Source organism: Vibrio sp. SNU_ST1 (genome assembly GCF_030563405.1).
GTDB lineage: Bacteria > Pseudomonadota > Gammaproteobacteria > Enterobacterales > Vibrionaceae > Vibrio.
In genome coordinates this window covers 2515517-2528282 of the sequence record NZ_CP130748.1, presented here as the reverse complement: position 1 = coordinate 2528282, position 12766 = coordinate 2515517, and the positions used below count along the sequence as shown (strand labels likewise).

Sequence of the window (12766 nt, the reverse complement as noted above, 5' to 3'; positions counted from 1 at the left end):
TTAACGAGGCCTAATTATTAGATTAGAATCACCGTAAAAAAGTGCAAGTAAATGGCAAAAAAATCCTAACCGAATATATCTCTCACCTCTAGATTTAGTTTACAGGTAAACAAAGCCTGATACGTAAATCAAGGAGAGGTTCTCATGGATAAGTTTCTGAATAATTGTAAAGAATTCATGAAAGATGAAGAAGGGTTGACTGTTATCGAGTACGTAATTGGTGCAGCATTACTGGTATTAGGTTTAACCACTATATTTACTGGTTTTGGAGCAGCGTTATCCGCTAAGCTTAATAACATCATTAACAGTATTTAATGATTACTGGCATGGTTGCTCGGAGAGTGAGACAGCAACGGGGATTAACGACTATTGAGTATGTGATAGGTGCTGCCTCACTCGTGATTTTTGTCGGACTAATTTTCTCTGGAATGGCGACGACATTAGTGAGTAAATTTCAAAGTATTATATCGAGTGTATGAATTGAAATTATGATTAATGAGCCTTCAGTTTTTTGGGCATTGCTAATTGCGGTTTCGGTATGCGATGTTGATAAACATCGTATACCAAACAAAATATTGATTCTCTTTTTGTTTTTTTATTTTTTATCAATGTTCAACAGCAATTACACCCTTGATAGTTTCTTAATGTCTTTGGCTGGATTGGTCGTGTTCTTTTGTTTTGGATTGCTATTTTATTTTTTAAGAGCAATGTCTGCAGGGGATGTGAAGTTATTAGGTGTTGTAGGGATGTATTTGGGATGGGGACAATTACTCGATGCTTCGTACTTTATCTTGGTTTCTTCTGGGGTTGTTGGGATATTCTACCTGCTATATAACCAGTCCAATTCGAGTGCTTTGAGTATTAAAAGCTATTTTGAAAATAAGATAATTGTGCTTGGTGGAGCTGCACCAGTAATCGATAAAACAGCTAGTTTACATACTCGGTATTCAAATAAAGTAACGATGCCTTTTGCTCCTTCTGTTGTTATAGGGTTGGCGATGTATAGCTACTTTACTTAAATCTGTTGTTGGCTAGCTTTGTGGAGAAAAATAATATATGGATATTATAGGGCATACTGCTCCAGCAACCTTGAAGCCACAAATTTCAGCCCCAATCGTCCCTACATCTCTTGATATGTTGGGTGTTCCTGAAGTTGTTATTGAAAACCTCGTACTTAAGCATTTGTCTGCTTATCCTAAATCGGATGTTCTAGAGCTTTCTAATTATTTATGTGTTGTTACCCATATTGTAGAACTCGCTTTGGCCGTTTTGAGGAAGAAATCATTAATCGAGGTATTTCAACCTACTTCAAATCTTTCTATCTCATCCGTCTCTCACAGTCATGTTCGTTATTCACTCTCAGAAAAAGGGCTTGAAGAAGCGGATCTTGCTTTTAAGCGTGATGCCTATTTAGGCCCCGCACCGGTTTCGCTTACCCAATATAGTGAGGTGGTAAAACAACAAGATTTGAGAGTTGAGTTGGTGACTCGGCCACATGTCGAGGCGGCACTGAATGATGTATATGGTGTCGATAAAATGATTTCAGTACTTGGGCCTGCAATCAATTCGGGACGTGCTTTGTTGCTGTATGGACATGCAGGAACGGGTAAAACATTTGTCGCGAGCCGTATTGTGAATGCTTTACATACCTCTGTATTTATCCCTTATGCCGTCTATGCTCTGGGCAACATTATCAAGGTGTTCTCGGCGCAACATCATAAACCGTTGGATAGTAACGGCAGCGATCAAAGTATTTCCCTCAAAGATCAGTACGACAAGCGTTGGCTTAATTGTGAAAGACCAAATATCCAGGTTGGGGGTGAACTGACCATGGATATGCTTGAAGTCAATCACTCAGAGAATAGTCGTGTCTGGTTGGCACCTGTACAAATGATGGCAAACAATGGAATTTTTGTCATTGATGATCTTGGTCGTCAACCTATGCCCGTCGATACTTTGCTCAATCGATGGATTGTACCGATGGAGTATTCCTTTGATTATTTGTCGTTACCTAACGGGCAGCAAATCACGATGCCGTTTGTGTTAACGCTTGCCTTTTCTACTAACTTGAATCCTAAGAAAATAAGCGATCCTGCATTTTTACGTCGCTTGGGTTACAAAATTGAATTCAAGCCTCTTTGCCAACGTGATTATGAAGCTTTATGGATGAGCGTCGTTGCTGATAAAGAATTAGAGCTTCAAGATGGTTTCTTTGAGCGTTTGTCTCAAATGCACACGCTTTACAAAGTGCCACTTTTCCCTTGTTTGCCGAAAGATCTCGTTGGAATCAGCAAAGATATTCTTTCGTTTGAACAGCTCCCACCGGTTATTACCTTCGATATTCTTTCCATGGCATGGGAAGTCTATTTTACCTCTGATGGACATGAGGACGAAAATAATGAATAAGAGTCAAGTTTTCCTACTGTTTTTACTGTCCGTAGTATTTGGCTTAGCAGCTGTATTTTTTGCTAAGCAGTGGATGGAAGATCAAGTTCAACCGACTGTTGAAGTCGAGACTGTGGAGCGTCACCCGGTAGTGGTGGCATCACAAGAAATTGAAGCTGGAACCATTATTGAGGAGCAGTTCTTAGCGACAAAGCTGATCGAAGTTGATTGGATCAATGAAAATAATTATACCGATGCATCTGAATTGGTTGGCAAGGTTGTAGCCAATACTGTTTATGCTGGCGAATTGCTCCACAAAATGCGTTTTACTATTCCAGGAGAAGGCTCAACGCTTGCTGCATTAATACCTGAGAATAAACGAGCGGTCACAATACGAGTGGATGACGTTATTGGCGTGGCTGGTTTTCTATTGCCCGGCAATAAAGTCGATATTCTTAGCACGGTTTCGTATAGCAAAAATTCAGTAACAACCCGTACCGTGTTGAAAGACATCAAGGTACTAGCTGTAGACCAAACAGCAAAAACGAAAGAAAACAGCCCTATTATCGTACGAGCTGTGACGTTAGAGGTTTCACCTAAAGATGCTGAAAAACTTTTAACAGCAAAGAGCAAGGGCAGTATTCAACTGACACTGAGAAATCCTCATGAAGTTGACAAAAAAGTTGTTCGTCGATACGTACCTAAGCCGAGCGTAACGATCATTAAAGGTACTCAAGCATCCAGTGTTCGCGTCAAGGATTGAGGTGAGTTATGAAAATAATAATAACGTGTATTTTGAGCTTCGTTTGTTTCTCTACACTGAGCTTTGCTGCTCTACAAACGGGTAAGACGGTAACGGTTCCTCATCACAAATCAACGCATGTGGTGTTGTCCGGGAAAGCGAGCAAAGTGTCGCTTGGTGATCCTGATGTACTTGATATTGTGATGTTGAAATCGAGCGAGCTGTTTTTAATCGGAAAAAAATTAGGTGCTACTAACTTAATGGCGTGGGATGCCCGTGGCCAACTGATTGAATCGATCAACATCGAAGTCACTCATGATCTTAATAGCTTAAAAGCGAAGTTATATGAGTTTCTTCCTGATGAAACTATTGAGGTGCACAGTGCCCAGAATCGCTTGCTGCTGAGTGGGCAGGTGAGTAATCAGCAACAAATGAATGTAGCGATGCGAATAGCAGAAACCTACTCTTCGGGTGAAACTGCCGATGAATCGAAGGAAAGTGGTAGCGAGCAAGCGGCAGCGACAGGTGTTATCAACTTGATGTCTATTGGCGGTGCTCAACAAGTTATGTTGGAAGTGACGGTTGCCGAGGTTCAAAGAAGCTTGGTGAGAAAATTTGATGCAAACTTTCACTTCTTCCAAACGAGCGGATCGAATATTTCTTGGGGGGCGTCGTCAGTTCCTGCTGGTGTTCTAGGTGCTACGCCAATCTTTGATATTCCAACCTCTACTGATTACGGCATTTTAGGCTCCTTCATTGATAGTAATACCCTGTTTACATTCGCCCTGGATGTTGCAAAACAGAATGGTGTGGCGAAAGTATTAGCTGAGCCTAACTTAACGGCATTAAGTGGCTCCAAGGCTGAGTTTTTAGCGGGTGGTGAATTCCCTATCCCTGTGCCTGATGAAGATGGCATTACGATTGAATATAAAGAGTATGGAGTTGGATTAAAATTTATCCCAACGGTTCTGAGTGATAAAAAGATCAATCTAAACTTGGCTGTTGATGTGAGTGAAATCGCCAATAGCAGCTCGTTAACGATTGACCCAGGAACAACCAATGCGACCTACTTTATCCCTCCAATTACTCGTCGAAGCGCGTCATCGACGCTTGAGCTAGCCGACGGACAAACTATCGGTATTGCTGGTTTACTCAGTGAGAATGTCAGAGATGTGAGTAACAAAATGCCGGGTATTGGTGATGTCCCTATCTTAGGGCAACTGTTTAATAGCCAAGAGTATGTTTCTGGAGAAACCGAGTTAGTTATTCTTGTCACTCCTAGACTCGCTAAGCCTATTGACCGAAGTAAAGTGACCTTGCCAACAGATGCGTTCGTTGATCCGAATGATTTGGAATATTACTTGTTAGGCCGAAGTGCTTATATAGCTGAACCGTCTGAATCGGGTTCAGAACAATCTCAAGCTTCACAGGATATATCACCGACAGATGGTGGTAGCGAAGGCTCATTTGGGCATGATTTATAAGGAGATAGATATGATTAGAATAATGATGGTCTTTCTCGTAATAGTGTTAGTTGGCTGTGCTAATGATGCTCGTTTAGGGCATTCGGTAGCACTAGTAAAAACAGAACAAACGTATAACCCTAATGCGACCCAAGAGAACTTACTCGAGGTACCGGATGGTACAGGGGAGCGGATGCAGACTGGTTACGATAGATATGTAGGCAGAGGTGAAAAAGAACTGTCTGGAAGTAGTAGCCAGATTTTAGAAGAATTTAACTAAATCTGGAGGTACTCATATGTTGTATCGAGTATCAAAAAGTCCCAGAAAACAGCAAGGCTTAGTTGTCGTATTAGTTACCGCTGCTTTGCTTGTTTTCTTAGCTGTGTCAGCGTTGGCTGTAGATGTTAACCATATGCTGGTTAATAAAACACGCTTACAAAATGCTGTAGATTCAGCGGCGTTAGCTGCGGCAACCATACTGGACAATAGTAAAGACAAAGATGCGGTGGATGCTGAAATAGTCACTGCGCTAAATGCAATGGCAGCGTCAACAGGAAATCATGAGATTGATTTTACCACCGCTTCCATAAACATTGATTACTCTAACGACCCTCAGGATTTTACTGGAACAGCCACCTTCGGTGAAAACGATGATGTTTATGTGCGCGTTCGAGTAGATTCGTTGGATATGGATGAGTTTTTTATTCAAATGTTTGGGCTAGTGAAAGAGGTTTCAGCAAGTGCAGTCGCTGGGCCAAGCTCTGGGCAAGAGGTCATTAATAATGTTGTACCGATTGGGGTATGCATTGGTGATGGCTCCTCTGATAACGATATTGATCCTGAGGATGGGTATCATGACGTTACTGGCGAAGCAATAACCAATGTGTTTGGTTATGAGGTTGGGACTGTTCATGCGTTGAAGGTAGGTGACAGTAGCTTGTCGGAAATGGGCAACGGTAATTATCATCTATTGGATTTTGGCTCTGGTGGTAACACAATCAAAGAGGGCTTAGGTGGTAGTTATGATCAGCCGGTTCAAATTGGTGAAGATATTACGACCAAACCTGGTGGTACGGTTGGCCCCACAGGCGATGGTTTGAATACTCGTTTTGGCGATTATGGTGGTGGCTTATCGGCATCCGATTACCCTTCAGATTATGTGACTACAGAGCCTACCGATGAGATAACGATTGACGCTAGTACCGGAGATATCGATTTTGATGGTACCTACGACTATGCTCAATATGAAATAGATACTAATGCTTGTATCGCGAGTGGTGGAACTGGGTGTGCGGCTAACGGTGTTGCATGGCGTCGAGTTTTAGCAATACCTATGGTTGATTGTTCTGGTAAAAGTGGTGGGGCCACTGATTTTACAGTGAATAAAATTGGTTGTTTTTTCTTGTTGCAAAAAGCACCAACAAATAATTCAGGGACACCAGCCGTATTTGGCGAATTTATTCACTCCTGCAGCGTTGTTGGTGGATCTGGCAGTACTGTGTCGACAACTGAAGGAACTTATAAGATTGTTTTGTATAAGGATCCGGATAGTGGGGAGTCTTGATTATGAAACATTTAAACAAAGCTAATGCTGGTTTTGCTGCTATCGAAATGGTAATTGCGACTCCCGTATTACTGTTTTTTCTTATCTTAGTGCTTGAATTCGGCAACATCATGATTCACTACAATGTGATCTCTAAATCTGTACAAAATGGTGCGCGCTATGCGGTTAGTGAAGTCTATGGAACCAAAGGCGGAACGCTGGCTCCCTCGTCAGAAATACAGAATGTAGTGGTTTATGGTCAAAATACGGTGGGAACGGCGATATTGTCGAATTTAGTTGTTTCTGACGTGACAATTAGCCCACCGAATACAGACAGCTATGTACGTGTGAGTGTGACCTACAATTATATTCCTCACTTTGTGTCGATCCCGTTTTCTTCGGCGAGCTTTTCTATTCCGATTAGTGTCTCTTCGATAATGAGGGTGTTGTGATGAAACGGTACAAAGGGCGTATTAAAGGCATCGCTATTATCGAATTTACCATAGTGTCTTGGCTAGTTTTTCTCTTGGTTTTCCTTATTTTAGCGCTGGGTGCTTATATATTTTCACTTCAAATGGTCAGTGAGGCGACCAGGAAAGCCGCAAGATTGGCGACGGTTTGCTACGTTGCTGATAGGGACAATATCGCGGGAATGGTTGTCGCTGATCTCCCTCTTGTTGGTTTTACCGCGGCTAATTTGGAAGTTGCATATTTAGATGTTAGTGGGAATGAAATTACATCTGGTTATGATACGGATCCTGTCTTTAGTAGCATTAAATTTGTAAGGGCACGAGCGACAGGGTACGGAATTCAATTAATTGATAATTTGAGTTTTTTAGGTACGAGTGGTTACTTGGCTGCTCCCTCATTTGAAACCATCTTACCTGCAGAAAGTTTAGGTGTGGTAAGGGCGGACTCCGAAACTCGGAATCGGTGTCCATAAGTTATTTTATACAGGAGTAGCGGTATGGGGGAAGCGGTCAAAATTACGCCTAATGAGAACGATATTACGCGTTTGAGAACAAACCTAAAGGTCTGGTTGATCTATAGTACTGATGGCTTTCACTCACATATGAGTCATGAGCTAAAGAAATGTCGAAATGTACATGTGACAGCATTCTCTCTCGCAGCAATGAGTGAGGAATACTTAAAAAATGCCGATGTTCCAGAACTTATTTTTGTTGAAGCACATGGCAACTGGGCTCAAAAAATGGTTGAGCTACAGGGATATGACCTATCGCTAGAAGAACAAGATTTATCTTTAGTTGTACTCGGTGATGAAAGTGACAATGGCTCATTAAAAATCGCGCTGCGTCTAGGGGCTTCTGATTTCTTATCTCACAACGTGACTCTTTCTGATTTGCTCCCACTGCTTAAGAAAACGGCGGCTGAAAAGCTTGAGAACTCAAGCTACGGTGAGTTTATTCTGTTTTTAAACACCAAGGGGGGAATGGGGGCGACCACCTTGGCGTTGAATACCGCTATTGAGATGGCCAGTCAGCATCCCGGTGAGGTTTTGTTACTTGATATCGACCTTCAATTTGGTGTGATTCCTGATTATTTAAATATTGTTCCTACTTATAGTGTTTCGGATGCTATCAACAGTTCGAATGATCTAGATGAAATATCGTTAGGAACTTTAGTAAATAAGCACGAATCTGGCTTACATGTTCTAAGCTTTAAGCATGAGAACAATGCTGATGACTTTGAACAAGCACAGAAAATAGGCCGATTGCTCCCGATATTACGCCGTTTTTACCCTTATGTGATCATTGACCTCTCTAGAGGGCTAGACCATGTGTTTGCATCCGCAATATCACCAGCAACAAAAGTGCTTCTCGTTTTGCAACAAAGCCTAGTGTCAGTCAAAAACACAAGTCGACTCATTAAGTCTCTGAAATTTGAGTACGGCTTACAAAGTGATTCAATCGAGGTCATTCTGAACCGTTATGAAAAGCGACACTCAATTAAGTTAAAAGATATTGAGCAGGCGGTAGGTAAGCATGACATACACCTTATGCCTAATGATTTCAAAGTTGCGTTAGAGAGTGCCAACTTGGGGCAACCGCTAGTTCAGTCGAGAAAGAAAAGTTCTATTACTCGCTCTATCATCGACTTGTCTCACGTTCTTTCGCCACCAGAACAAGAAGAGAAAGGGTGGTTGAAAAAATTGTTTTCATAATGGGTTGATGAATAGTAAATACGAGGGATTGTAATGTTTTTTAAACGAAAAAATGTAAATCCAGAGTTTGAAAAAAAAGTAGAACAGATTTCGCATGATTCAGAAGATGCCAACCCTGTTGAACATTTATCAAATGTTGAGAAGTCTAGTCACTCTCGGAATGCTGAAGCTAACGTCGAAAAGGAAAAGGCGATCGATGAGGCTCGAAAAGTACTGGAACAAGAGTTATCAATAAAACACTTTTTTCATAAGCAGTTGCTTGAAACCTTGGATTTAGGGTTGCTTTCGAGTTTAGAAAAAGAGCGCGCTAAGCTTGATTTACACGAAGCAATCGTACAGTTAATGGCTGACGATGGTAGTCATGCGCTGAGTGCCGAAGGGCGTAAACGGGTAATAAAACAGATAGAAGATGAGGTTTTTGGCCTTGGGCCGCTTGAGCCTCTATTAGCCGATCAAACGGTCTCCGATATATTGGTCAATGGCCCTAAAAGTGTTTACGTTGAGCGAAGAGGTAAACTCGAAAAAACGCCATATACTTTTCTTGATGATCGCCACTTAAGAAACATTATCGACCGCATAGTAAGTCAGGTCGGACGTAGAATAGATGAAGCATCACCTATGGTAGATGCGCGCTTAGTCGATGGGTCACGTGTTAACGCCATTATTCCACCTCTTGCTTTAGATGGTCCTTCCGTTTCGATCCGTCGTTTTGCCGTTGATCGTTTGACGATGGATAACTTGATTAGCTACGACTCCGTCTCGCCTCAAATGGCTAAGTTTGTCGAAGCAGCAGTGAAAGGTGAGCTTAATATCTTGATTTCAGGAGGGACGGGGTCGGGAAAAACCACTACACTGAATATCTTTTCTGGTTTCATCCCTCGAGACCAACGAATCATTACTATTGAAGACTCTGCAGAGTTACAACTTCAACAACCCCATGTTATTCGCCTAGAAACCCGCCCTGCTAACTTAGAAGGGAAAGGGGAGATTAGTCAGAGAGAGTTAGTAAAAAACACCTTACGTATGCGACCAGACCGAATTGTAGTTGGTGAGGTGCGTGGTAGCGAAGCCGTTGATATGTTGGCGGCAATGAATACTGGTCACGATGGGTCTCTTGCGACTATTCACGCCAATACCCCCCGAGATGCCTTAAGCCGTGTCGAAAACATGTTCTCTATGGCTGGTTGGAACATTTCAACCAAAAACTTAAGAGCCCAAATTGCTTCGGCTATCCACCTTGTTGTCCAAATGGAACGACAAGAAGATGGTAAGCGCCGTATGGTGAGCATTCAAGAGATCAACGGCATGGAGGGGGAGGTGATTACCATGTCGGAAATTTTCCGTTTTCAACGTAAAGGTATTGATGAAGATGGCAATATTATCGGCTATTTCACTGCTACGGGGGTCGTACCTCAATATCATGACCAGTTAGTTAAACGTGGACTCGATCTGCCTTTCGAGCTCTTCACTGAGACTCATGGTTAAGGAGAGATTATGGATAATGTAAGTGTTTCACTCGGCCTATTATTCATCGCGGTGCTTTTTATCTCCCAAGCTTTGTTATTGCCTGCAGCGGGGAAAAAAGCTAAGCATAAAGAGCTTTCTCGACGTTTGAAAGAGACCCAACGTAATATCGATGAAGAGAGCTTATCGCTGCTCAAAGAGCATTATAATAAAGACTTATCCCCATTAGATCGCAAGCTCATCGTTATCCCTTATTTTGCTGGCTTAAAACGGATGTTGGAGCTAGCGGGGATTAGAATTTCGTTAAGCCGCTTCTTACTTATTGTTTCTCTATGTGGTGTGTCGCTCACACTGATATCAATAATGACTCAACAAGAGTGGTTCATTAGCCTAACGGCATTCATTGCTGTCTGGGTTGTTGCTTACCTGTATGTGCAAAATCGAGTGACTTATCGAATGGCTCGGTTTGAAGAGCAGCTCCCTGAAGCGTTGGATATTATTCGACGGGCATTACAAGCTGGGCAGCCGTTGGTTCAATCATTCAATGAGGTTGGTGAAGAGCTACCGGATCCTATCGGTGCTGAGTTTAAAAATACCTACAATCTACTTAACTATGGATACGACTTACGTTTGGCTATTTTACAGATGGCAGAACGTGTCCCCACCGTATCAATGTTGGCTTTTTCGAGTGCGGTAATGTTGCAGAAAGAAACGGGGGGCAACCTCTCCGAAAATCTTCAAAAAGTATCTGAAGTTCTCAGGTCTCGCTTTAAGCTCGAAAGGAAAATAAAAACGCTTTCTGCTGAAAGTCGGTTATCAGCATGGATATTAACCTTATCCCCATTTGGTTTGTTTTTTGCTTTAAAAGTGGCTAATCCGGATTATATTGAGCCGCTTTATAATGACCCGCGCGGCGTTTCGATGGTCAGTGTTGGGATCGTACTTTTAGCGATCGGAGCCCTATGGATTAAAAAGATCATCAGCATAGAGATTTAACCTATGGAATTATTAAATATTGAAATTTGGAAGCAAATGTTAGCCGACTTTGGAGTCAGCTCTCAGATGGTTATCTATGCAATGATTTTGCTTACCACCGTCTTGTTAACATTAACCCTAGGATTTCTTTTTTTAGGAGCACGCTCCCCTTTAGATAAGAAGCTTAGACAGATATCAGAGGCAGGTTCACCTAATAATAGGAAGCCTTATAACTTCTCTAATACGCTGGAGTCACTGAGTCCTTTTCTTAGTAAAGGCAATAAAAAGGATAATGAAACCTACTCACAAAAGCTTATGCATGCGGGGTTTCATGAAAAAAATGCGTTATCGGTTTTTTATGCGTTGAAAGTGTTATCGAGCTTGGTAGGTATCATCGCTGGTTTTATGGTTTATTACATATCATTTGGCGGCAGTTACAATAATTTGTTGATTATGACCTGTGTTTTCCTTGGGACTTTTACCCCCAATATTATTTTGAGCAAGTGGCAAAAAGAGCGTCAGAAGAAAATTAGAAATGGTGTGCCAGATGCACTTGATCTTCTTGTGGTTTGTACGGAATCTGGTCTAGGCTTTAATGCAGCACTTGGACGAGTTGCTTCTGAGCTTTATGTTTCTCAGCCAGAGTTAGCTGATGAATTAGAGACGGTTTTTGCCAAGATACAAGCAGGTGTAACCATGCCAGATGCGCTGAGGCAGTTCATTGACCGGACGGGATTGGTCGAATTAGAGGGGCTGGTTTCTTTGCTTTCTCATGCGTCTAGAATGGGGGGAAGCTTAGCGCAGACTCTTCGTGATTATACGGTAGATTTTCGAGATAAGCGTCAGCAAGCTGCTGAAGAAATCGCGGCCAAGATACCGACAAAAATGTTGTTCCCTATGCTGTTGTTTATTTGGCCTTGCTTTTTTATTGTCGCGTTAGGGCCTGGGATCATTATTGTTATTGATGCACTAGGTGCACCAGGAGTAAGTTTATGATACGAGTGAGTAGATATTTTCTAGCTTTATTAGTGTTCGTTATTCTTGGTTGTGCATCCTCGGATGAGCCGACAAACCAATTTGATGCAGAGTTGTATTCCGGTAAACCAATCGATACCTTAAGCAGTGATGACCCTCCACTGAGTGAGAAAGAAGCCATTATGCGTGGTGATGTGGCATTGAGGGATAACAATATCGATTTGGCCCTTTATGAATATATTCGCTCTCTATCCTTTCCTGAGAAAGAGTTTCACGATAAAACGCTTTTTACGATAGGCCAAATTCATTCATCTCGTGGTAACTATGCACTATCCGAGAAAGCTTATTTAGCAGCGCTAGATTTTAACCCTGCACATACCGAAGTCCTAGAGCAATTAGGTGTTTTGTATACAAAGCAGCGTCGCAAAGAGGAAGGACGGAGTTATTTCTTTAAAGCGATTAATGCAGATCAAGTTCGTTTAAAAAGTAGTGAAACGATTACAAATTACCAAGCCTTAAGTCAAAGTGAAGTGGCTGGTTTGAAGGTTGATAGTATGTCTCCCGAATTAGCTTTCATGGGGATAGGTGTGCTGGAAGATGTCGATGGAAAACACCAGATAGCGCAAGAGTACTTTAAAAAATCACTGACAATAGACAAAAGTTCAGTTAAAGCTTTGTTGAATATGGGGTACTCCCACTACATGTATGGCAATTACAAGGAAGCGTATCAATACACTCGTTCGGCTTTAGAGATAGAACCTAATAATGAAAAGGCTCAAAACAACCTTGCGCTTATTTACTTGGCTGCCGGGGATATCAAAAAGGCAACCAACGTTTTTATGAGACACATGGAAGCACCTGAAGCCTTGAATAATGTGGGTTATTTTTTGATTTTGCAGGGCAAGCCTAACGAAGCCATTCCTTACTTACAACAAGCTATCGATAAGAAAGCATCTTATTATAAAGTGGCGAATGACAACCTAAATAGAGCCTTGGCTGAGGTCAGAGAGATGGAGCAGTAACACTTTAAATTCTT

The 12766-nt window shown here is 41.9% G+C and carries 14 protein-coding genes; all 14 read left to right on the top strand.

Annotation, left to right across the window (positions count from 1 at the left end; all coding sequences use genetic code 11):
• Positions 1–144: 144 nt before the first annotated feature.
• The 14 genes from Q5H80_RS11045 (at position 145) to Q5H80_RS10980 (ending at position 12752) form a co-directional block, all read left to right on the top strand.
• Positions 145–315, top strand: coding sequence for a Flp family type IVb pilin (locus Q5H80_RS11045; protein WP_012604678.1), 171 nt, complete (start codon positions 145–147; stop codon positions 313–315).
• A 173-nt stretch (positions 316–488) separates the two neighbouring features.
• Complete coding sequence (locus Q5H80_RS11040; RefSeq protein ID WP_304564777.1) at positions 489–1019, top strand: prepilin peptidase; 531 nt, start codon at positions 489–491, stop codon at positions 1017–1019.
• 37 nt (positions 1020–1056) lie between these two features.
• The gene (locus tag Q5H80_RS11035; protein WP_304564776.1) at positions 1057–2406 is read left to right on the top strand and encodes an AAA family ATPase; all 1350 of its coding nucleotides are present in this window, start codon (positions 1057–1059) and stop codon (positions 2404–2406) included.
• Complete coding sequence (cpaB, locus tag Q5H80_RS11030; protein ID WP_304564775.1) at positions 2399–3148, top strand: Flp pilus assembly protein CpaB; 750 nt, start codon at positions 2399–2401, stop codon at positions 3146–3148. The genes Q5H80_RS11035 and cpaB overlap by 8 nt, the downstream gene beginning before the upstream one ends.
• Positions 3149–3156: 8 nt before the next feature.
• A complete protein-coding gene (locus Q5H80_RS11025) occupies positions 3157–4611 on the top strand; it encodes a type II and III secretion system protein family protein (RefSeq protein WP_304564774.1) in 1455 nt (484 codons plus the stop codon).
• On the top strand, positions 4601–4870 hold the full coding sequence (locus Q5H80_RS11020; RefSeq protein WP_304564773.1) for a hypothetical protein: 270 nt from the start codon (positions 4601–4603) through the stop codon (positions 4868–4870). The genes Q5H80_RS11025 and Q5H80_RS11020 overlap by 11 nt, the downstream gene beginning before the upstream one ends.
• A gap of 16 nt (positions 4871–4886) precedes the next feature.
• Positions 4887–6155, top strand: a complete 1269-nt coding sequence (locus tag Q5H80_RS11015) for a TadE/TadG family type IV pilus assembly protein (protein WP_304564772.1) — start codon at positions 4887–4889, stop codon at positions 6153–6155.
• A gap of 2 nt (positions 6156–6157) precedes the next feature.
• Positions 6158–6586 carry a TadE/TadG family type IV pilus assembly protein gene (locus tag Q5H80_RS11010; RefSeq protein ID WP_304564771.1) on the top strand — a complete coding sequence of 143 codons (429 nt, stop codon included), beginning with the start codon at positions 6158–6160 and terminating at the stop codon, positions 6584–6586.
• Positions 6586–7077 (top strand): TadE/TadG family type IV pilus assembly protein, encoded by a 492-nt coding sequence (locus tag Q5H80_RS11005; protein WP_029223094.1) that lies wholly within the window; start codon positions 6586–6588, stop codon positions 7075–7077. The genes Q5H80_RS11010 and Q5H80_RS11005 overlap by 1 nt, the downstream gene beginning before the upstream one ends.
• Positions 7078–7101: 24 nt before the next feature.
• Positions 7102–8316, top strand: a complete 1215-nt coding sequence (locus tag Q5H80_RS11000; protein ID WP_304564770.1) for an AAA family ATPase — start codon at positions 7102–7104, stop codon at positions 8314–8316.
• 33 nt (positions 8317–8349) lie between these two features.
• On the top strand, positions 8350–9801 hold the full coding sequence (locus Q5H80_RS10995) for a CpaF family protein (RefSeq protein ID WP_304564769.1): 1452 nt from the start codon (positions 8350–8352) through the stop codon (positions 9799–9801).
• 9 nt (positions 9802–9810) lie between these two features.
• A complete protein-coding gene (locus tag Q5H80_RS10990; protein WP_304564768.1) occupies positions 9811–10776 on the top strand; it encodes a type II secretion system F family protein in 966 nt (321 codons plus the stop codon).
• 3 nt (positions 10777–10779) lie between these two features.
• Positions 10780–11751, top strand: coding sequence for a type II secretion system F family protein (locus tag Q5H80_RS10985; RefSeq protein ID WP_304564767.1), 972 nt, complete (start codon positions 10780–10782; stop codon positions 11749–11751).
• Positions 11748–12752, top strand: a complete 1005-nt coding sequence (locus tag Q5H80_RS10980) for a lipopolysaccharide assembly protein LapB (RefSeq protein WP_304564766.1) — start codon at positions 11748–11750, stop codon at positions 12750–12752. Before Q5H80_RS10985 ends, Q5H80_RS10980 begins: the two co-directional genes overlap by 4 nt.
• The last annotated feature ends 14 nt before the right edge of the window (positions 12753–12766 follow it).